21 protein-coding genes are annotated in these 20,280 nt (G+C 75.0%); 16 read left to right on the plus strand and 5 right to left on the minus strand.

Annotated elements, in window-relative coordinates; translation table 11 throughout:
• Window position 1: 1 nt before the first annotated feature.
• Window positions 2-511 (minus strand): VOC family protein, encoded by a 510-nt coding sequence (locus AC0GKK_RS18590; RefSeq protein WP_100878790.1) that lies wholly within the window; start codon window positions 509-511, stop codon window positions 2-4.
• A gap of 57 nt (window positions 512-568) precedes the next feature.
• Window positions 569-1,000 carry an Lrp/AsnC family transcriptional regulator gene (locus tag AC0GKK_RS18595; RefSeq protein ID WP_345640492.1) on the minus strand — a complete coding sequence of 144 codons (432 nt, stop codon included), beginning with the start codon at window positions 998-1,000 and terminating at the stop codon, window positions 569-571.
• 122 nt (window positions 1,001-1,122) lie between these two features.
• On the opposite strand from AC0GKK_RS18595, the gene ddaH reads away from it, so the two are divergent.
• From ddaH to AC0GKK_RS18670, 15 genes are all read left to right on the plus strand, one after another.
• Window positions 1,123-1,923 carry a dimethylargininase gene (ddaH, locus tag AC0GKK_RS18600; RefSeq protein WP_345640373.1) on the plus strand — a complete coding sequence of 267 codons (801 nt, stop codon included), beginning with the start codon at window positions 1,123-1,125 and terminating at the stop codon, window positions 1,921-1,923.
• A complete protein-coding gene (rocD, locus tag AC0GKK_RS18605; protein ID WP_489882216.1) occupies window positions 1,920-3,140 on the plus strand; it encodes an ornithine--oxo-acid transaminase in 1,221 nt (406 codons plus the stop codon). Before ddaH ends, rocD begins: the two co-directional genes overlap by 4 nt.
• Window positions 3,141-3,157: 17 nt before the next feature.
• The gene (locus AC0GKK_RS18610; protein ID WP_167409998.1) at window positions 3,158-3,892 is read left to right on the plus strand and encodes a phosphoglyceromutase; all 735 of its coding nucleotides are present in this window, start codon (window positions 3,158-3,160) and stop codon (window positions 3,890-3,892) included.
• Window positions 3,893-4,119: 227 nt separating this feature from the next.
• A complete protein-coding gene (locus tag AC0GKK_RS18615) occupies window positions 4,120-5,382 on the plus strand; it encodes a sensor histidine kinase (protein WP_489882217.1) in 1,263 nt (420 codons plus the stop codon).
• A 1-nt stretch (window position 5,383) separates the two neighbouring features.
• Window positions 5,384-6,073: a response regulator transcription factor gene (locus AC0GKK_RS18620; RefSeq protein ID WP_062398072.1), complete on the plus strand. Its 690-nt coding sequence runs from the start codon at window positions 5,384-5,386 to the stop codon at window positions 6,071-6,073.
• A 46-nt stretch (window positions 6,074-6,119) separates the two neighbouring features.
• Window positions 6,120-7,127 carry a Ppx/GppA family phosphatase gene (locus AC0GKK_RS18625; RefSeq protein WP_489882218.1) on the plus strand — a complete coding sequence of 336 codons (1,008 nt, stop codon included), beginning with the start codon at window positions 6,120-6,122 and terminating at the stop codon, window positions 7,125-7,127.
• 1,027 nt (window positions 7,128-8,154) lie between these two features.
• Window positions 8,155-8,604 (plus strand): Rv0497 family membrane protein, encoded by a 450-nt coding sequence (locus tag AC0GKK_RS18630; protein ID WP_489882219.1) that lies wholly within the window; start codon window positions 8,155-8,157, stop codon window positions 8,602-8,604.
• A 62-nt stretch (window positions 8,605-8,666) separates the two neighbouring features.
• On the plus strand, window positions 8,667-9,491 hold the full coding sequence (locus AC0GKK_RS18635; RefSeq protein ID WP_350590870.1) for a sugar phosphate isomerase/epimerase family protein: 825 nt from the start codon (window positions 8,667-8,669) through the stop codon (window positions 9,489-9,491).
• 9 nt (window positions 9,492-9,500) lie between these two features.
• Window positions 9,501-10,346 carry a thioesterase family protein gene (locus tag AC0GKK_RS18640; protein ID WP_251786748.1) on the plus strand — a complete coding sequence of 282 codons (846 nt, stop codon included), beginning with the start codon at window positions 9,501-9,503 and terminating at the stop codon, window positions 10,344-10,346.
• Window positions 10,347-10,366: 20 nt separating this feature from the next.
• Window positions 10,367-11,167, plus strand: coding sequence for a pyrroline-5-carboxylate reductase (gene proC / locus AC0GKK_RS18645; RefSeq protein ID WP_208818935.1), 801 nt, complete (start codon window positions 10,367-10,369; stop codon window positions 11,165-11,167).
• Between the two features lie 185 nt (window positions 11,168-11,352).
• Window positions 11,353-11,565, plus strand: coding sequence for a helix-turn-helix domain-containing protein (locus tag AC0GKK_RS18650; protein ID WP_062398062.1), 213 nt, complete (start codon window positions 11,353-11,355; stop codon window positions 11,563-11,565).
• 211 nt (window positions 11,566-11,776) lie between these two features.
• Window positions 11,777-11,878 (plus strand): 30S ribosomal protein bS22, encoded by a 102-nt coding sequence (locus tag AC0GKK_RS18655; RefSeq protein ID WP_010241351.1) that lies wholly within the window; start codon window positions 11,777-11,779, stop codon window positions 11,876-11,878.
• 176 nt (window positions 11,879-12,054) lie between these two features.
• Complete coding sequence (locus AC0GKK_RS18660) at window positions 12,055-13,101, plus strand: NAD-dependent epimerase/dehydratase family protein (protein ID WP_062398059.1); 1,047 nt, start codon at window positions 12,055-12,057, stop codon at window positions 13,099-13,101.
• A 77-nt stretch (window positions 13,102-13,178) separates the two neighbouring features.
• Window positions 13,179-14,144, plus strand: a complete 966-nt coding sequence (locus tag AC0GKK_RS18665; protein WP_062403815.1) for a lysophospholipid acyltransferase family protein — start codon at window positions 13,179-13,181, stop codon at window positions 14,142-14,144.
• A gap of 74 nt (window positions 14,145-14,218) precedes the next feature.
• The gene (locus AC0GKK_RS18670; RefSeq protein WP_405414806.1) at window positions 14,219-14,539 is read left to right on the plus strand and encodes a DUF5313 family protein; all 321 of its coding nucleotides are present in this window, start codon (window positions 14,219-14,221) and stop codon (window positions 14,537-14,539) included.
• 13 nt (window positions 14,540-14,552) lie between these two features.
• Here AC0GKK_RS18670 and AC0GKK_RS18675 read toward each other — a convergent pair whose 3' ends face one another.
• From AC0GKK_RS18675 to AC0GKK_RS18685, 3 genes are all read right to left on the minus strand, one after another.
• Window positions 14,553-15,443, minus strand: coding sequence for an HAD family hydrolase (locus tag AC0GKK_RS18675; protein WP_062398055.1), 891 nt, complete (start codon window positions 15,441-15,443; stop codon window positions 14,553-14,555).
• A gap of 251 nt (window positions 15,444-15,694) precedes the next feature.
• Complete coding sequence (locus AC0GKK_RS18680) at window positions 15,695-17,119, minus strand: DUF5667 domain-containing protein (protein WP_476652760.1); 1,425 nt, start codon at window positions 17,117-17,119, stop codon at window positions 15,695-15,697.
• Between the two features lie 190 nt (window positions 17,120-17,309).
• Window positions 17,310-17,948: a sigma-70 family RNA polymerase sigma factor gene (locus AC0GKK_RS18685; protein WP_062398051.1), complete on the minus strand. Its 639-nt coding sequence runs from the start codon at window positions 17,946-17,948 to the stop codon at window positions 17,310-17,312.
• A 727-nt stretch (window positions 17,949-18,675) separates the two neighbouring features.
• Between AC0GKK_RS18685 and AC0GKK_RS18690 the strand changes: the two genes are divergently transcribed.
• Window positions 18,676-20,280 carry an AMP-binding protein gene (locus AC0GKK_RS18690; protein ID WP_405414811.1) on the plus strand — a complete coding sequence of 535 codons (1,605 nt, stop codon included), beginning with the start codon at window positions 18,676-18,678 and terminating at the stop codon, window positions 20,278-20,280.

A 20,280-nucleotide genomic window follows, 5' to 3' on the forward strand; every position in this document is an offset into this window, starting at 1 on the left:
CTCAGGCCGGGACCGAGACGCCGATCCCGCCGCGGGTGTCCGCGCCGTAGCGGGCGATCTCGGCCGCGATGTCGAGCGGCTCGATGCGCATGTCGTGGTCGTCGCCGTCGATCAGGGCCGCCGGGACCAGCCAGCACACCTCGAACTCCAGACCGTCGGGGTCCTTCGCGTAGAGCGCCTTGGTCGTGCCGTGGTCGGAGGCGCCGACCAGCGCCCCGGCCGCCTGCAGCCGCTCGCCGATCCGGGCGAGCTCGCCGAGCGTGTCGACCTCCCACGCCAGGTGGTAGAGCCCGACGGTCCCGCGGCCCGCCTGCGAGGCCCCGGCCTGCGCGCCGATCCCGAACAGGGCGAGGTCGTGGTCGTTGGTCGAGCCCTCGGCCTGCAGGAACGCGCCGCGCCCGCCCGGGAGCTCGACGACCGGGCGGAAGCCGAGGGTGTCGCGGTAGAAGCCGACGCTGCGCGGGACGTCGCGGACGTAGAGGACGGCGTGGTTGAGTCGCTGGACGGGCACGGCTGCTCCTTTGGTTGAACTCTCAATCGACTACGGTACGCGGTGTCCCGTGAGAGTTCAACGAGTCACCAGCCAGGTCAGTACCACGGCCGAGCGGGTGTGGTCGACGTTGGCCGCGAGCCGCAGCCGCTCCAGAGCGTCCTCCAGGGACCGCACGTCGCGCGAGCGCAGCAGGACCAGTGCGTCGGCCTCCCCGGTGACCGTCCCCGCCGTGACGACCTCGGGCACCGCCGACAGCATCCGCTGCAGCTCGGCCGGGGCCACCGTGCCGCGGCAGAACAGCTCGACGTAGGCCTCCACGCCCGGGCCCTGCTCGACGTCGGGGTCCACCTGCACGGTGAAGCCCCGCACCACGCCGCGGGTGGTCAGCCGGTCCACCCGGCGTCGCACCGCCGACGCCGACAGGCCCACCCGCTCGCCCAGCTCGGCCCAGCCGGCCCGCCCGTCGACCCGGAGGAGGTCCAGCAGTCTGCGGTCGATCGCGTCGATCCCGTCCACGACGCCGGATGCTAGACCGGAGCGCGCGGAACCAGCGCCGAACCGGGACGGCACGCGCAGATCGTGCGCCCGAAGCCGAGAAACGCACGGGGTAGGCGCGCCATGCTGTGCCCATGACCTCTGTGCTGATGTGCCGCCCCGAGCACTTCACGGTGAGCTACCGGATCAACCCCTGGATGCGTCCGGAGCAGGCGACCGACACCCGGCTCGCGCTGGCGCAGTGGGAGACCCTGCACGCGGTCTACCGCGACCTCGGGTTCGACGTCCGGCTCGTCGACCCGCTGCCCGGGTACCCGGACATGGTCTACGCCGCCAACGGCGGCACCGTGATCGACGGGACCGCGCTCACCGCCCGGTTCCGGCACACCGAGCGCGCCGCCGAGGGGCCTGCGTACGGCGCGTGGTTCCGGGCCGCCGGGTTCGCCGTGCACGAGGCCCGCCACGTCAACGAGGGCGAAGGCGACCTGCTGCTCGTCGGCGACACCGTCTACGCCGGCACCGGGTTCCGCACCGACCCGCGCGGGCACGCCGAGGCCGCGGAGGTGTTCGGCCGCGAGGTCGTGTCCCTGCAGCTGGTCGACCCGCGTTACTACCACCTCGACACCGCGTTCGCGGTGCTCGACCCGGCCGGCGGGCCGGGCGCGGTCGCCTACCTGCCCGGCGCGTTCGACGACGCCTCCCAGGAGGTGCTGCGGTTCCGCTTCCCCGACGCGGTGGTCGTCTCCGACGACGACGCGGCGGTGCTGGGCCTGAACTGCTTCTCCGACGGGCGCACCGTCGTCCACGCGCCCCAGGCCGAGAAGTTCGCCGCCGACCTGGCCGAGCGCGGGTTCGGCACCGTCGGCGTCGACACCTCGGAGCTGCGCCGGGGCGGCGGCGGGATCAAGTGCGCCACGCTGGAGCTGCGGTCGTGACCGCCGTGGTCCCGGGCACCGACCCGCAGATCGCCCTCGCCGAGGAGTTCGGCGTACGGAACTACGCGCCGTTGCCGGTCGTGCTGTCCCACGGCGACGGCGCCTGGGTCACCGACGTCGACGGCGTCCGCTACCTCGACGCGCTGGCGGGCTACTCCGCGCTCAACTTCGGGCACCGCCACCCCGCGCTCACCGCGGCCGCGCACGCCCAGCTCGACACGCTCACCCTGACCGCGCGGGCGTTCCACAACGACCGGCTGCCGGCGTTCCAGCGCGACCTCGCCGCGCTGACCGGCACCGAGGCCGTCCTGCCGATGAACACCGGCGCGGAGGCCGTCGAGTCCGCGGTGAAGGTCGCCCGCGCCTGGGGGTACCGGGTGAAGGGCGTGCGGCCGGGGACGGCGCGGATCGTCGTCGCCGGGGGGAACTTCCACGGCCGCACGACGACGGTGGTCTCCTTCTCCGACGACCCGGTCGCCCGCGACGACTTCGGCCCGTTCACCCCCGGCTTCGACCGCGTCCCCTACGGCGACGCCGACGCGCTGGCCGCCGCGCTCACCGACGACACCGTCGCGGTGCTGCTCGAACCGGTCCAGGGCGAGGCCGGGGTGCTCGTGCCGCCACCCGGTTACCTGCGCGCGGTCCGCGAGCTCACCCAGCGGCGGGGCGTGCTGCTGGTCTGCGACGAGATCCAGTCCGGGCTCGGCCGGGCCGGGGCCACGCTGTGCACCGACCTGTCGGGGGTGCGCGCCGACCTCTACACCCTCGGCAAGGCGCTCGGCGGTGGGATCGTGCCGGTCAGCGCCGTCGTCGGGCGGCGCGACGTGCTCGGCGTGCTGCGCCTCGGCGAGCACGGCTCCACCTTCGGCGGCAACCCGCTCGCCGCCGCCGTCGGGTCCGCGGTGTGCGCGCTGCTGGCGACGGGGGAGTACCAGGCGCGGGCCCGTGAGCTCGGCGCGCACCTGGACGGGCGGCTGCGCGCGCTGCCCGGGCTCACCGCCGTGCGCGGGGTGGGGCTGTGGTCCGGCGTCGACGTCGACCCGCGGATCGGCACCGGCCGCGACGTGTGCGTCGCACTCGCCCGGCGGGGGGTGCTGGCCAAGGAGACCCACGGCGTGACCGTGCGGCTGTCCCCGCCGCTGGTGGTCACCCACGACGAGGTGGACGTGCTGGTGGACACGTTCGGGGCGGTGCTCGCCGACCTCTCCCGCGGGTAGGTGGCAGGCTGTCCGCCATGCCGACCCTCGTACTGCTGCGTCACGGTCAGAGCGACTGGAACGCGAAGAACCTGTTCACCGGCTGGGTGGACGTGCCGCTCTCCTCCCAGGGCGAGGCGGAGGCCCGCCGGGGCGGCGAGCTGCTGGCCGAGGCGGGCGTCGCGCCCGACGTCGTGCACACCTCGCTGCTGCGCCGGGCCATCTCCACCGCGAACATCGCCCTCGACGCCGCCGACCGGCACTGGATCCCGGTCAAGCGCGACTGGCGCCTCAACGAGCGCCACTACGGCGCGCTGCAGGGCAAGGACAAGAAGCAGACCCTGGAGCAGTACGGCGAGGAGCAGTTCATGCTCTGGCGCCGCTCCTACGACACCCCGCCGCCCGCGATCGAGAAGGGCTCGGAGTTCTCCCAGGACGCCGACCCGCGCTACGCCGGCGTCGACGCCCCGCTGACCGAGTGCCTGGCCGACGTCGTCGACCGGTTCCTGCCCTACTGGACCGAGGCCGTGGTGCCGGACCTGCGCGAAGGGAAGGTCGTGCTGCTCGCCGCGCACGGCAACTCGCTGCGCGCGCTGGTGAAGTACCTCGACGGCATCTCCGACGCCGACATCGCCGGCCTGAACATCCCCACCGGCATCCCGCTGGTCTACGACCTCGACGACGACCTGACGCCGACGAACCCGGGCGGGCGCTACCTCGACCCGGCCGCGGCGCAGGAGGCCATCGCCGGGGTGGCGAACCAGGGTCGCTGACCCCACCGCCCCCGCCAGCTGCACCCCCGGGGATGTCCCCAGGGTCACTTTCGTGGCTTAGAGCGCTACGAGAGTGACCCTGGGAGCACCCCGGGTCGGGTGGGGTAGGGGTTCGCTGAACCCACGGTGAACGGGGACCGAACAGTGTCGCGCGGAGGGGTCGCGGGCGTCACCATCCGGTGTCCTGCGCTGGTCAGAGGGTACCCCCGGCTGCCTACCATGCACCCGTGACCACGCTCGCGTGGCTGATCACGGCCCTCGCCCTGCTCCTCGGTCTCACCGCCGGGGCCGCACTGGCGCGACGGCCGTCGCACGGCCGACCCAGCCCCGGCACCGGCCGCCCCCCGGCGGACCCCGTGGCCGCCGATGGACCCACCCTCGGCGAGCTGCTGCACCGCACGTTCCGCCAGTCGAGCTCCGGGCTCGCCGTGGTCGGGGCCGGCGGTGAGGTGCTCCTGCACAACCCGCGGGCCGCCGCGCTCGGCGCCGTCGCCGGTGAGCGGCTCGACCCGCGCGCGCTCGCCGCCTGCCGGCGCGTGCAGGGCAGGGACCGGCTGCTCGCCTCCGGCGACTACACCGTCGACCTCTCGCCGCTGGACCGGACGCCCCGCGGCCCGGTCGCGGTGCAGGCCAGGGTCCGCTCCCTCGGCGACGGCTTCGCGCTGGTCGAGGCCGTCGACACCTCCGAGGTGGCCCGGCTGGAGGCGACCCGGCGCGACTTCGTCGCCAACGTCTCGCACGAACTCAAGACCCCGGTCGGCGCGGTCGCGCTGCTGGCCGAGGCCCTGCTCGACAGCCTCGACGGCCTGGAGCCCGCCGACGGCGGCGAGCCCGACCCCGACGCCGTCCGTGAGGTCCGCCGGTTCGGCGACAAGCTGCTGCGCGAGGCCACCCGGATGGGGAACCTGGTCTCGGAGCTGATCGCGCTGTCCCGGCTGACCGGCGCCGAACGGCTCCCCGCGCTGGCCGCCGTCGACGTCGACGAGATCGTCTCCGAGGCGCTGGCCCGCAGCCGCACCTCCGCCGAGTCGCACGCCGTCGAGATCACCGCCGACGAGACCTCGGGGCTGGTCGTCGACGGCGACCGCACGCTGCTCGTCACCGCGCTGACGAACCTGCTGGAGAACGCGATCGCCTACTCCGCGGCGGACTCGTCGGTGTCGGTGAGCCGCCGCTCGGTCGACGGCTCGATCGAGATCGCGGTGACCGACCGCGGCATCGGCATCGCCCCCGAGCACCAGCAGCGGGTCTTCGAGCGCTTCTTCCGGGTCGACCCGGCCCGCTCGCGGGCCACCGGCGGCACCGGTCTCGGCCTGGCGATCGTCAAGCACGTCTGCGCCAACCACGGTGGCGAGGTGCGGCTGTGGAGCCGTCCCGGCACCGGATCGACCTTCACCATGCGCCTGCCCGCCCGGATGGGCATCGGCGGCGCCCCCCACGGTGAGGCTGCCGCCGGCAGCTCCCCCCAGACCGCCGGAACCGGAGGATGAGATGACCAGGGTGCTGATCGTCGAGGACGAGGAGTCCTTCGCCGACCCGCTCGCGTTCATGCTGCGCAAGGAGGGGTTCACCACCGCCGTCGCGGCCAACGGCAACGACGCGCTGAGCGAGTTCGACCGCAACGGCGCCGACATCGTGCTGCTGGACCTGATGCTGCCCGGCATGAGCGGTACCGACGTCTGCAAGGCGCTGCGTTCCCGCTCCGCCGTGCCGGTGATCATGGTGACCGCCCGCGACAGCGAGATCGACAAGGTCGTCGGGCTGGAGCTCGGCGCCGACGACTACGTCACCAAGCCCTACTCGGCGCGCGAGCTCATCGCCCGCGTCCGCGCGGTGCTGCGCCGCGGGGGCGAGACCGGCGGCGAGACCGAGGGCGGCACCGGTGTGCTGGAGGCCGGGCCGGTGCGGATGGACGTCGAGCGGCACGTCGTGTCGGTCAACGGCGACGAGGTCGCGCTCCCGCTCAAGGAGTTCGACCTGCTGGAGTACCTGCTGCGCAACGTCGGGCGGGTGCTCACCCGCGCCCAGCTGATCGACCGGGTGTGGGGCGCGGACTACGTCGGCGACACCAAGACCCTCGACGTGCACGTCAAGCGGCTGCGGTCCAAGGTCGAGGGCGACCCCTCGACGCCCAAGCACCTGGTCACGGTGCGCGGGCTCGGCTACAAGTTCGACGTGTGAGCCAGGGGTTGCCCGACCGTCGATAACGGCTCGGTAACCTGATCGGGTGCGCCTGGCCGTTCTCGACGTGGGGTCCAACACCGTTCACCTCCTGGTGGTGGACGCCCACCGCGGTGCTCACCCGAAGCCCATGTCGTCGGAGAAGGACCAGCTGCGCCTGGCCGAGCACCTCGACCGCAGGGGAGCGCTGGGCCGCGACGGCGTGAAGGCGCTGCTGGAGAGCGTGCACCGGGCCCGGGACACCGCCCGGGCCGCCGGCTGCGACGACCTCCTGGCGTTCGCCACGTCCGCGCTGCGCGACGCGACGAACTCCGCCGAGTTCCTCGCCCGGGTGCAGCGCGAGACCGGGGTGGCGCTGGAGGTCCTGCCCGGCGAGGACGAGGCCCGCTGGACCTTCCTCGCCGTCCGCCGCTGGTGCGGCTGGTCGGCCGGGCGGCTGCTCGTGCTCGACATCGGCGGCGGCTCGCTGGAGCTGGCCGTCGGGCGCGACGAGACCCCCGACGTCGCCGCGTCGGTGCCGCTGGGTGCGGGCCGGCTGACCCGCGAGGCGTTCACCTCCGACCCGCCGTCGCGGGCGGAGGTCGCCGTGCTGACCGAGCGCGTCCGCGACGAGATCGCCCCCGTCGCCGGACGGCTGCGTGCCGCGGGGCGCCCGGACCGGGCCGTCGGCACCTCCAAGACCTTCCGGACGCTGGCCCGGCTCGCCGGTGCCGCGCCGTCCAGCGCCGGGCCGGGCGCCCGCCGCACGCTGACCGCGCAGGGCCTGCGCCAGCTGTCGGCGTTCATCACCCGGATGTCGGGTCCCGACCTCGCCGAGCTCGACGGTGTGAGCGCCAGCCGGGCGCACCAGCTCGTCGCCGGGGCGGTCGTCGCGCAGGCCGCGATGGACGCCCTCGGCGTGACCGAACTCGAGATCTGTCCGTGGGCGTTGCGCGAGGGAGTGATCCTCCGGCGCTTCGACATGCTCGATGGGACGAACGGGGACGACCGCTCGGCGCAGACATCCCCGGGCGGGCTTGGACCCTTGACAACACACAGGGCACGGTGGTCGTGATGAGTGTGGACAGCGGAGAGCCTCGCCAGCGGACGGTCGCGGAGCTCCTGGCCGCCAACGGCGGCCAGCAGCCCGGACGACGCCGCCGTCGTCGCGCCGCGGAGGACGACGAAGGGCCCGGCGCCCCGTCGCCCGCGGCACCCGCGCGGACGGACGTGGCGGCCCCGCCGCGACGCCCCGCGGTCGCCGACCGTGTCCGCCCGCCCGAGGGCGCGGGCGGGTTCGCCCCGCGCGGCGGCGACGGCCCGCCCCCCGTCGAGCACCCCTCGTTCCCGCCCGCGCGCCGCCCCGACCCCTCCGAGGGGCAGGCCGGGCGCGCACCGGAGCCGTTCGTGCCGAACGGCAACGCCCCGAACGGTGGTGCCCCCACGGCGGCGCTCCGAACGGCGGCAGCCCGAACGGTGGCAGCCCGAACGGCGGCAGCCCGAACGGTGCTGCGCCCCACGGGGCCACGGCCTTCGGTGGCGCCCCGAACGGTGCCCCGCCCCGCAGGCCGCAGGGCCCGCCCCCCGGTCAGTGGTCCGCGGGTCCCGGCCCGGCCCCGCAGGCCCGTCCGCTCCCGCCCGAGCCGCAGGGCCCGCCGAACGGCCGCCCCTACGGTCACGACGACGGCCCCGCCACCCAGGCCTGGGGTCCCCGCGACGCCCCGCGCCCGGGCGGCCCGTACGGCCCCCCGCCCGGCGCGGCCGACGACGGCCCCGACGAGATCCCCACCAGCCGGCTCGGCGCCCGCCGCCCGGCCCCCACGGCCGACGACGACGGCGGCCCGCCCACCCAGTTCGGCGCCCCGCCGCTGGACGACGAGCACGACGGCCCTCGTCCGCATCCGGCCGACGCGGGCCCGCCGACCGGCGCCTACGACCCGTACACCGACGACTACGACGACCGGCAGGGTGACGACGACCTGGGCCGTGACGACCGGGGCCACGAGGGTCGGGGCTACGACGCCGACCCCCGCTACGACGACCGCCACGGCCCCGCCGGGTACGACGACGGACCCGGCTCCGCCGACGGTGGCCGCACCGGCGTGCTCGCCCCCGAGCGCCCGCAGGACGACGACTACGACGACTACGAGGACCACGGCGAGCTCGCCGCCGGCGCCGTCGAGGAGGACGAGCCCCCGCGTCGCCGCTCCGGACGCCGCGGTGCCGTCACCGACAGCGGTGCGCAGCCGCCCGCGGGCCTCGACGGCGACACCCCGGCCGGTGCGGCCGGAACCGGCCAGGCCTGGGCGGTCGTCATCGCCCAGTGGATCGGCGGCGCCGTCGCCGGTGCGGCGATCTGGGTGCTGTTCCGCTACCTGTGGACCTCGCTGCCGATCGTGGCGCTGTCGCTCGCGGTCGTGCTGACCGTCGGGCTCGTGCTCGGCGTGCGGGCCCTGCTGCGCAACGACGACCTGAGGACCACGTTGTTCGCGGTGCTCGTCGGGCTGCTGCTGACCGTGTCCCCGGCGATCCTGGTGTTGTTGGACCGGTAACGATGAGCGACGGTGTGACGACTCGACGATTCGTGACACCGTCGCGCCCGTCCACCGCCGACCTGCCCGGGGCGGCACCCGTCGCGCTGTCCACGGCCTCGGTCTACCCGGAGGGCGTCGCCGCCGGGTTCGAGATCGCCGGTGAGCTGGGCTACGACGGCGTCGAGCTCATGATCTGGACCGACCCGGTCAGCCAGGACCCGCGTGCGGTCGAGCGCCTCGCGCACCGCCACGGGGTGCCGATCCTCGCCGTGCACGCCCCCTGCCTGGCCGTCACCCAGCGCGTCTGGGGGGCCGATCCGGTGCACCGGTTGCGCCGTACCGTCGAGGTCGCGGCCCGGCTCGGCGCACGCACCGTGGTGGTGCACCCGCCGTTCCGCTGGCAGCGCCGCTACGCCGGGGTCTTCGCCGACGAGGTCGCCCGCGCCCGCGAGTTCCACGACGTCACGCTCCCGGTCGAGAACATGTTCCCGGTGACCCGCGGCGCGATCAGAACCGTGCCCTACGCGCTCGGCCACGACCCGACCGAGGTCGGGTTCGGCGCCTACACCCTGGACCTGTCGCACACCGCCGCGGCCGGCGTCGACGCCCTCGACCTCGCCGGGCGGATGGGGGACCGGCTCACCCACCTGCACCTCACCGACGGCTCCGGTGCCCCGCGCGACGAGCACCTGGTCCCCGGCCGCGGGGCGCAGCCGTGCGCCGAGGTGTGCCAGCGCCTGGCCGACTCCCGGTTCGCCGCGGACGGCGGCACCGTCGTCCTGGAGGTGTCGACCCGGCGCTGCCGGACCCGGCAGGAGCGCACGGCACTGCTCGCCGAGTCGCTGCTGTTCGCCCGGCTGCACCTCACCCCGACGATGTCCGCCGCCGCCCCTACCCGTGGGTAACATGCCCGCATGAGCAGTACGACGGTCCGGCCCTTCGCCGACTCGCACGTGATCGAGCACCTCGGGGACGGCCGGTTCCGCGCCCGGCTCGACGGGACCTGGGCGATCGGGGACAAGGCCTTCGGCGGCCTGCTGATGGTCCTCATGGCCAAGTCCGGGCTGGCCCGCCTCGCGGCCGACGACGCCCCCGCGCCCGACCCGCTGGCCGTCGCCGTGGACTTCCTGCGCGCGCCCGACCTGGGCCCGGTCGAGATCACGACCGACCCGCTCAAGGTCGGGCGGACGGTGTCCACGGTCGCCGTGCGGCTGCACCAGGAGGGCAGGCTCATGCTGCACTCCACCGTCACCGCCGGCGTGCTGCCGACCGAGGCCCCACGCCTGGACGACGGCTCCGCGCTCGCCGTCGAACCGGACCCGGACGCGCTCGACCCGGCGTCGGCCGAGGGCGGCGCGCGCGGCCTGGCCGCCGCCTGCGAGCTGCGCTACCCGCGCGGCGCGCTGCCGTTCCTGCGCGGCGAGACCGGGCCGCCGGAGATGACCGGCTGGGTCCGCCCGCGCGGCGAGGAGCCGGACGTGTTGTTCGCGCTGATGGCCGGCGACATCCTGCCCCCGACCGTGTTCAACCTCGGCGGGACGTTCGGCTGGGCGCCGACGGTGCAGCTCACCGCGCTGCTGCGGGCCCGACCCGCCCCGGGCTGGCTGCGGGTCGGGTCCCGCTCGCGTGCGGTGTCGAGCCCGCCCGCCGGCGGCGGGGTGTCGAGCGCGCAGTTCGACGAGGACGTCACCGTCGTCGACGCGCGCGGCCGCACCGTCTGCCAGGCCCGCCAGCTCGCCCTGGCCCCGCTGGCCCGCTGAGGGGTTCCTACGCTGCCCCCATGACGAGGATCGCGGTACTGGGCGGGGGACGGATCGGCGAGGCGCTGCTCGGCGGGCTGCTGGCGGCCGGACGGGACGCCGGTGACCTGGTGGTCGCCGAGCGGTACCCGGCGCGGGCGCAGGAGCTGACCGCGTCGCTGGGGGTCACCGCGGCCCCGGTCGACGAGGCGGTGCGCGGGGCCGGGACGGTCGTCGTCGCCGTCAAGCCGCAGGACGTCGTCACGCTGCTCGGCGAGGTCGCCGGGGCGCTGGAGCCGGGCGCGCTCGTCGTGTCGCTGTGCGCGGGCCTGCCGACCTCGCTGTTCGAGGGCGCCCTGCCCGACGGCACGCCGGTCGTGCGGGTCATGCCGAACACCCCGATGCTGCTCGGCGCGGCGATGTGCGCGATCTCCCCGGGTGCGCACGCGACCCCCGCGCACCTCGACGAGACCGAGGCACTGCTGTCCACCGTCGGCGCGGTGCTGCGCCTGGACGAGGCGAAGCAGGACGCCGCGACCGCGCTGTCCGGCTCCGGGCCCGCGTACTTCTTCCTCGTCGCCGAGGCGATGATCGAGGCGGGCGTCGGGCTGGGCCTGACCCGCCCCGACGCGACCGAGCTGACCGTGCAGACCGCGCTCGGTGCCGCGCGGATGCTGCGCGAGACCGGCGAGCACCCCGCGGTGCTGCGGGAGAACGTCACCTCGCCGGCCGGGACGACGGCGGCCGCCCTGCGCGAGCTGGAGCGGCACGGGCTGCGTGCGGCCCTGGCCGACGCGGTCGCCGCGGCGCACGACCGCTCGGTGGCGCTCGGTCGCGGCTGACCCGGGCCGCCGGTACCTCGTTCAGCTCATCGTATGACGCAAAGTCACACGGACGCGCCGTGCTGTAGCACGATCGGGCCCCCTCTGGCGGACCGATCGTCACATCCGCCCCGGTAGACTGCACCTGCATCCCCCACCACCGGGCGAACCGGGGAACCCGTCTCGGGGGAGGAAGGCGGTGCCCCATGGCGGCGGAACGTCCCGAGCCCCTACGGCCGTCCCAGGTCCAGTTCCTGACGGTGGCCGAGGTCGCGTCGATGATGCGCGTCTCGAAGATGACCGTGTACCGGCTCGTCCACTCCGGCGAGCTGCCCGCCGCGCGGGTCGGTCGTTCGTTCCGCGTGCCGCAGCGCGCGGTCGAGGACTACCTGCGCAACGCCTACTTCGACGCGGGCTGATCCCCGGTGGGGTGAAGGCCGGTACGCCCGGGTAGACTGGTGAACCGGCTGCCGACCCCCACCGGTCGCATCGCGTCGTCGCCCCGCTCCGGCGGGCGTCGCCCGGCCCGCGCCTCGTGTCCACGTGCACGGATCGTGCGGGCGGCCCACTCCGAGGTCACCCGGTGGAGCGGTCGCTGACGATCTGCGTCGACACAGGAGGAGCACCCACATGGGCTCGGTCATCAAGAAGCGCCGCAAGCGGATGTCGAAGAAGAAGCACCGCAAGCTGCTGCGCAAGACCCGGGTGCAGCGCCGCAAGCTCGGCAAGTGACTCGCGCACCGGCCGCGCCCCCGCCTCCCCGCGGGTGCGCGGCCGGTGTCGTTGTGGCGGTCCGCCCCCCGGACGGACGCGTCGCGCACCTCACGTGTCCGCGTACCTGCCCGGTGTGACGGGGCGGGACTACGATCGGCACGATCTCGCGTCAGCACCCGGTGAACGGAGCTCCCATGGACCGGCCGACCCCGAACGTCGTGCTGGTCACCGGGGTCAGCGGCTTCCTCGGCGGGCACCTCGCGGCCCGGCTGGCGGCCGACCCGGCCATCGACCGGGTGCTGGGCGTGGACACCGTCCCCCCGCCCCGGGACCTGCTGAAGCGGATGGGCCGCGCCGAGTTCGTGCGCGCCGACATCCGGAACCCGCTCATCGCGAAGGTCATCTCCTCGGCGAACGTCGACACCGTCGTGCACGCGTCGCTCTCGGCCAGCCCCGCCTCGGCGGGCGGCCGCGCGACGATGAAGGAGATGAACGTCATCGGCACGATGCAGCTCCTCGCCGCGTGCCAGAAGGCGACCAGCGTGCGCCGGGTCGTGCTCAAGTCGACGACCGCGGTCTACGGCTCCAGCTCCCGCGACCCCGCCGTGTTCGACGAGGCCATCGGGGCCAAGGACCTGCCCTCGGGCGGGTACGCCAAGGACGCCGCGGAGATCGAGGGCTACCTGCGCGGGTTCAGCCGTCGCCGCCCGGACGTCACCACCACGGTCCTGCGGTTCGCCAACTTCATCGGCCCGCGGATGGACACCGTGCTGTCGCGCTACTTCGCGCTTCCGGTCGTCCCCACCGTGCTGGGCTACGACGCCCGGATCCAGCTGCTGCACGAGGAGGACGGCCTCGCCGTGCTCGAGCGTGCCGCCACCCACGAGCTGCCGGGCGTGTTCAACGTCGCCGCGCACGGGGTGCTGATGCTGTCCCAGGCCATCCGGCGCGCGGGCAAGATCGCCGTCCCGGTGCCGAGCGGCGCGGTCGGCCCGGTCAGCCGGGTGCTGCGCGGCGCGCGCGTCGTCGACTTCTCCCCGGAGCAGATGCGCTTCCTCAACTTCGGCCGGGTCGTGGACCTCACCCGGCTGATCGACGACTTCGGCTTCGAGCCGCGGTGGACGACCACCCAGGCGTTCGACGACTTCGTACGCGGCAAGGCGCTGGCGCCGGTGCTCGGCCCGGAGCGGATCGCCTCGCTCGAACGGGGCGTGCTCGGCCTGGCCCGGTCGCTGCGGTGACGGGTCGGGACGGCGGCATGCGGGCACGCGAGCAGGGACGGCCGGACGGCCGCGGTGGTACGACGAAGGGCGACGGCATGGCCGAGGCGCGGGTGATCCCGATCCGGGGCAACCGGGGGCCTGCCCGGCCCGCGCGGGCGGAGGAGCCGTCGCGGCCCGCGCCGGTCGCCTCCGCACCCGAGCCCGAGGACGACGAGGGCCCGGCCTGGGAGGCCGCGCTGGAGCAGGTCCTGGAGTTCCTGCGCCGCCGGCTCGCGGGCGACTACCCGATCGACGAGTTCGGGTTCGACCGCGAGCTCACCGACGCGATGGTGCTGCCCGCCCTGCGCCCGCTCTACAAGCGCTGGTTCCGCGTCGAGACCATCGGCACCCACCACATCCCCGAGACCGGTGGCGCGCTGATCGTCGCCAACCACTCCGGGACGCTGCCGCTCGACGCGGTGATGACGACCGTCGCGGTGCACGACGACCACCCGTCGCACCGGCACCTGCGGCTGCTCGGCGCCGACCTCATGTTCACCATGCCGGTCTCCGGCTCGCTGGCCCGCAAGGCCGGTGCGACGCTGGCCTGCAACCCCGACGCCGAGCGGCTCATGACCTCCGGCGAGCTCGTCGGGGTGTTCCCCGAGGGGTTCAAGGGCATCGGCAAGCCGTTCCGGGACCGCTACAAGCTGCAGCGGTTCGGCCGCGGCGGGTTCGTCTCCGCCGCGCTCCGCACCGGGGTCCCGATCATCCCGTGCTCGATCGTCGGCGCCGAGGAGATCTACCCCAAGATCGGCGACCTCGCACCGCTGGCCCGGCTGTTCGGCGCGCCGTACTTCCCGGTCACGCCGACCTTCCCGCTGCTCGGCCCGGCGGGGCTGATCCCGCTGCCGTCGAAGTGGTACATCGAGTTCGGCGAGCCGATCCGCACCGACGACCACACCCCGGCCGACGCCGACGACCCGATGCTCGTGTTCAACCTGACCGACCAGGTCCGGGAGACCATCCAGCACACGCTGTACCGGCTGCTGTCCCAGCGGCGCAACGTGTTCCTGGGATGATCCGGCGGCCGGACCCGCTGCGGTAACTCTGGTAGGCCGCCGGCGGACGGCTGCCCGCGCGGTACCGCGGGTGGGTGCTGCACGACACGACCTGCCGCACCTGGCACCTGCGCCACTTCGCGCGCACGGCGGCGGTGCTGACGCTGCTGTCGGTGCCGCTGGCGCTCGCCGTCCCCGGCCCGCTGTGGCTGCGGCTCACCGCCCTGCTGCTGGGCTGGCTGGTGTCGCTGCAGTACGCGCTGTTCGTGATGGAGGAGTCCGTCGAGCACCGCGTGACGAAGGCCGGCTACCCCGCGGGCACCGCCCGCGCGACGCGACGGGAGGCCACCGCCGACGAGCGGGCCGAGGCCGCCCGCCGCTACGCCGAGCGCTACCGCGGAGCCCCGCCGCCCTGAGCGGCCGGGCGGGTCAGCGCTTGCGGTAGGCCATGCCGGCCGCCACCGCCCCGGCGACGGCGCCCGCGCCGAGCACCGAGGGCACCCCGATCCGGGCGGCCTTGCGCCCGGTCCGGAAGTCGCGGATCTGCCAGTTGCGGGCCTTCGCGACGTCACGCAGCTCGGAGTCCGGGTTCACCGCGACCGCGGTGCCGACCGCCGAGAGCATCGGGACGTCGTTCACCGAGTCCGAGTACGCGGTGCAGCGACGCAGGTCCAACCCCTCCGACGCGGCCAGTGCGCGGACAGCGTGCGCCTTGGCCGGGCCGTGCAGGATCTCGCCGACCAGCCGTCCGGTGTAGAGCCCGTCGACGGACTCCGCGACGGTGCCCAGCGCCCCGGTCAGCCCGAGCCGCCGCGCGATGATGCGGGCCAGCTCGATCGGCGTCGCGGTGACCAGCCAGACCCGCTGGCCGGCGTCGAGGTGCATCTGGGCCAGCGCCCGGGTCCCCGCCCAGATCCGGTCCGACATCAGCTCGTCGTAGATCTCCTCGCCGAGCGCGACGACCTCGTCGACCGGACGGCCCGCGACGAACGACAGCGCGGTGTCGCGGTGTCCCGCGATGCCGCCCTTGTCCTCCCGGCCGCCGACCCGGAACTTGATCTGCTGCCAGGCGAAGCCGGCCATGTCGGAGGTGGTGAAGAACTTGCGCGCGGCCAGGCCGCGGGCGAAGTGGAAGATCGACGCGCCGACCATCATCGTGTTGTCGCAGTCGAAGAACGCGGCGGCGGTGAGGTCGGGCGGCGCGCCGTCCCCGCCCTCCGGGCCGTCGGGGTGGTCGTCGGCCTCGGCGGCGACGGCCGCGGCGGCGGAGGCCTGACCGGCCCGCTGCGCGGAGTCGAGGGCGGTCGCCCGCTCCAGCACCCCCGGCTCCTCGGAGAGCCCGGTGTGGGTGGGCGGGTGAGACTCGCGGGTCCCGCTCTGGTCGAGAGGGGGGACGGACCCGGGATCACTCACCACGGCGGCCTTCCTGGTGCGACGGCGTCTCGCGTCCCGAGGGGATCGGGGCGCGGCCCCAGCCTACTGCCGGAACGCGGGAGCGGGCCCGGCCTCCGGTACGTGACACATGTCGACGCACCGGGAACCGGGCCCGTACCCGTGGTGTCCGGAGCGGATCAGCCGAGGGTGACCGGGCCGAGGCCCGGCAGCAGCGGCGGGATCGTGATCGGCGGCAGCAGGCGGTCCTGCTCCGACGACGACTCCGACGAGCTGCCGGACCCGCTGTCGGAGGTGGTCGACCCACCACCGTTCAGCAGCGGCAGCCCGCCGCCCTGCTGCGCGGACCCCGAGGTGGTCGGGGCCTGCGAGGTCGAGGTCGCCGGACCGGAGGTCGGCGACGGCGACGGCGTGCCGGTCGCGGTCTCCGACGGCGTCACCGGCGCGGACTGCTCGACGGCCTGCGCCGAAGACGGCCCGCCCGCGGTGCGGCACTCGCCGGGCACCGGGCCGAGGTCGTCGACGGTGCCGCCGCTGTCCGCGGCGCAGCCGGTGCCGGCCCGCAGCGCCTCGGCCCGGGACAGCACCCGGTCCAGCAGGCGGATCGCCTCCGAGGTCTCCCCGCGGCTCTCGGCGGGCAGGTCGGACTGCAGACGGGTGATGCGCCCGGACTGGGCGGCCGCCCAGGTTCGCAGCTCGGCCAGGCGGGAGGTGTCCGCGCCGTCGGTCCCGGCGCCGGTCAGCATCAGCCTGCTGCCGGTGCTGGTGGCCCGGTCGAAGTCGCCCATCGCGGACGCGACCGCGTCCGGCGACGGCGGTGTGGACCGCGCGACCAGGCTCTCCAGCTCGTCGACCCGGGAGCGGGCCAGGTCGAGCTGACGGGCGGCCTCGGCCTGCTGGCCGACGGTGAACACCCCGCCGACGCTCTCGCTGGCGCGCTTCATGCCGTACATCGCGTCGCCGGGCAGGGCGTCGCGGCTGGCGGTCGAGGTCACGCCGGCGATCACCGCGAGCGCGGCGAACCCGCCGACGACGACGCCGAAGCGCTTGCGCACGCTCGGACGGCGGCGGTCCAGCATCCGGGCGCCGGACTGCGCCGGGCGGGCGGAGTCGTCGCGGCCTGGGCCGGCCTCGGCGTCGCGGGCCGGTCCGGCCGGGGCGCCCACCTGCTCCGGGTGGTCCGGGTGGTCCGACGGCAGCACGTGGCGGCCGCGGCGCGGACGGCTGCTGCGACCGGTCGGGTCGTCCGCGGCCGGGGCGTGCTCGCCGGCGGCGCGGCGGTTGGACACCGCGTCCCAGTCGAGGTCGTCGGCGATCGGAGGGCCGATCGGCGCGGTGAGGTCGGCCTGGTCGACGCGGTCGAACCGGTCGCCGAACGGGGACCCGCCGGACTGCTGTCCGACGCCCTCCTGGGCCAGCACCTCGAACAGCCGCGCCCGCATCCGGGCCGAGGCGTGCGGATCGGGCGAGAGATCACGCCGCGAACGGTCCAGCGCGGCGGCCAGCGCGATCTCGTGCGCCAGCTCCTCCGATGCAGGGGCACCCGCCGGCGCGCGGTCGAAACCGTCGTCGCCGGGGTACCCGTCGTCCCATGCCCTGGGCATGCCGTCCGTCCTCACTGCAGTCTCGCGCTGCTCGTCGGCGCGTGTGGCGCCGTCAGTGCGCGCCGGTCTGTACAACGACCGACCGCGGACGAGGTTACGGCCTTCCAACCGTTCACCGCATCGAGTAGTGCGTTCGGCGCAGTGATCGACACACCCTCTCGCGTTCCGGCTGATCCGGCGGCAGACCCGCTCACCGCAGACCGTCCGGGAGGAGCTGCGCGAGACGACGCACCGCGCGGTGCTGCAGCGCCTTGACCGCACCCTCGTTGCGGTCCATCAGCTCGGCGGTCTCGGCGACCGACAGGCCCTTGAGGAACCGGTACTGGATGCATTCGCGCTGGTCGGAGTTGAGCTTGGCGATCGAGGCCAGCAGCTCGTCGTTGGTCGCCATGTCGAGCACCTGCTGCTCGGGACCACCGGTGCTGGGCGACAGCTCGACGATCTCCGAGGTCGTCTGCTCCAGCCGGAACCGGCTGGACTTGACGTAGTCGAAGATCAGGTTCCGGGCGATGGTGACGAACCAGGCCCCGATGTCGCGGCCCTGGTAGCTGACCGAGGAGATCCGGCGCAGTGCCCGGACGAAGGTCTCCTGCGTCACGTCCTCGGCGAAGGACCGGTCACCCATCCGGAACAGCACGTACCGGTAGACCACGTCGTGGTAGCGCTCGTAGAGCTCGCCGAACGCGGCCGCGTCGCCGGCCTGGCAGGCCTCGACGAGGGCCCAGGAGCTGTTCGCGTCCTCGACGGCGCGGGCGGCCTCGTCGGCCGGGTCGGCCTCCGGGCGCTGCAGCTCCTGCGAGATCTGCGGTGCCTGTCGTGGCATCGGCATGTCCTGCTCGGTACGGCCGGGCGGACCCGACCGGGTGGTCCGGCCGTCCGGGCGGTGTAGGGCGGGGCCTGCGGGGTACGTGGGGGGAGCGTCGACCAAGGGAGCGGACGCGATCGGCCCCGTCGGCTGGGACGGTGCAGAGGTCGCTGAAGTCACGGACACCTCCCCGTCCGGCTGGGGGCGGACGGTGTCGGGTCTGTCCTGGCCGGGTTCGGGGGCCCGGGTCGGACGGACGGTCTCGGGGATGGTCTCGGAGCGCTGCTGTCGGAGCAGGCGGTGCGGTCGCATCGGCCGGGTCATGGATCCCGGGGGGTCGGACGGGGTACGGCTCGGCGGGCGACCCGGCCGGCGGGGACCGCCGGCGCGTCCCGCGCGGCGCGGCGCGGTGTGCGCCGTGGCGCGCTGGCGTCGAGCTGCATGCCACTCCCTCGGGTGAGTCGCGCGACGAACCGGCGGTTCACGCGTTGAACTTCATGTAGCGGCGGAGCATAGACGTCTGTCGAGTGGCGCAACGCACTCGCCGCCTCTCGTCGCGTGCCGTTCCGGCGAGCGGCCCGATACGCGCGGTGGACGAACCGTGCGCGAAGCGTGTCCGAATCGATACGTGGCGTACACAGCGGTGAGCGGTCCCTCGGGACACGACGGTCGTGGCCGGGTTTGGAACACTGGCGGCGACGCGTGCCGACGAGCCGACCCCGCCCCGGCGGGTCCGAGGATGGAGACCGCCGTGCCGAGTTCCGACCCCGTGCCGGGCCACCGTCCCGACCGTCCCGCCCACCTCGCCGACCTGGTGGCGCGCAACGCCTCCGAGCGTCCGGGCCACGACGCCGTCCGTGACCTGTCCGGCGCGGCGCCGCTCACGCTGACCTGGTCGGCGTTCGACGCCGCGGTCTCCGCCGAGGCCGCCCGGCTGCGTGCGGCGGGCGTCCGCCACGGCGACCGGGTCGCGATCGGCCTGCCCGACGGCGCCGACTACTGCGTGGCGCTGTTCGGCGCGCTGCGGGCCGACGCGGTCGTCGTACCGTTCGGCGCGGGCTCGGTGACCCGCGAGCTCGAGGTCGTGCTCGACCAGGCCCGGCCGGTCGCGGTCGTCGCCCGGCCCGACGACGCCGTCGCGGCCGGCTGCGCCGAGGGCGTCGGCGCGACGCTGCTGGGCCCGCCGGACCTGGCCGCCCCGGTCCCGGACGCCCCGGTCGACCGGGCTCCCGCCGACCCCGAGCGCATCGCGCTGGTCGTGTTCACCTCCGGCACCACCGGGCGCCCGCGCGGGGTGCAGCTGTCGCACCGCGCGCTGCTGGCCAACCGCGAGCAGGCGGGTGCGCTCCGCCCGGCACCGGTCAACGGGGTCGACCGGGTCCTGCTGGCGCTGCCCCTGTTCCACGTCTACGGCCTCGCCGCCGGGCTGCTGCAGGTCTGCTGGACCGGAGCGACCGTCGTGCTGCCCGGCCGGTTCTCCCCGGACCGGCTGGTCGAGACGGTCGTCGAGGAGCGGGTCAGCGTCGTCGCCGGGGTGCCGTCGATGTTCCGGATGCTGCTCGACCTCGGGCCCGAGCGGCTGCGCGCCGCGATGGCCGGGGTGCGGCTGTGCACCTCCGGCGGGGCGCCGCTGCCCGCGGGCTGGCTCGCGGACTTCCGTGCGGCGAGCGGGCTGGACCTGCACGAGGGCTACGGCCTCACCGAGGGCGGGCCCGTCGTCACCAGCAACGACCTGGGCCGACCGGCCAAGCCCGGCTCGGTCGGACAGGTGCTGCCCGGCGTCGAGCTGCGCCTGGTCGATGCCGACGGGCAGCCGATGGAGCGCAGAACCGCGCCGGAGCCCGAGCCGCGCGGTGAGGACCCGCTGGACGACCTGGACTACGACGACGGCTCCGACCCGTCCGACGACACCGGGCTGATCGCGGTGCGCGGGCCGAACCTGTTCTCCGGCTACTGGCCCGACGGCTCCGGCGGCCCGGGCGAGGACGGCTGGTTCGTCACCGCCGACGTCGGCTACCTCGACACCGACGGCGACCTGCACCTCGTCGACCGGTCCTCGGACCTGGTCATCGTCAACGGCTTCAACGTCTACCCGCGCGAGGTGGAGCAGGTCGTCGCCGAGCTGGACGCGGTGGCCGAGGTCGCCGTCGTCGGGGTGCCCGACGACCGGACCGGCGCCGCGGTCAAGGCGGTGATCGTGCCGGTCGCGGGCGCCGAGCTCACCGAGGAGACGGTCGCCGCGCACTGCGCGGCCCGGCTCGCCCGGTTCAAGCGGCCCGCGGTCGTCGCCTTCGCCGACGAGCTGCCCCGCACCCCGACGGGCAAGATCGCCCGAAGGACACTGGCGAGGATGTGA

The sequence above is a fragment of the Pseudonocardia sp. P-1 genome, assembly GCF_058111925.1.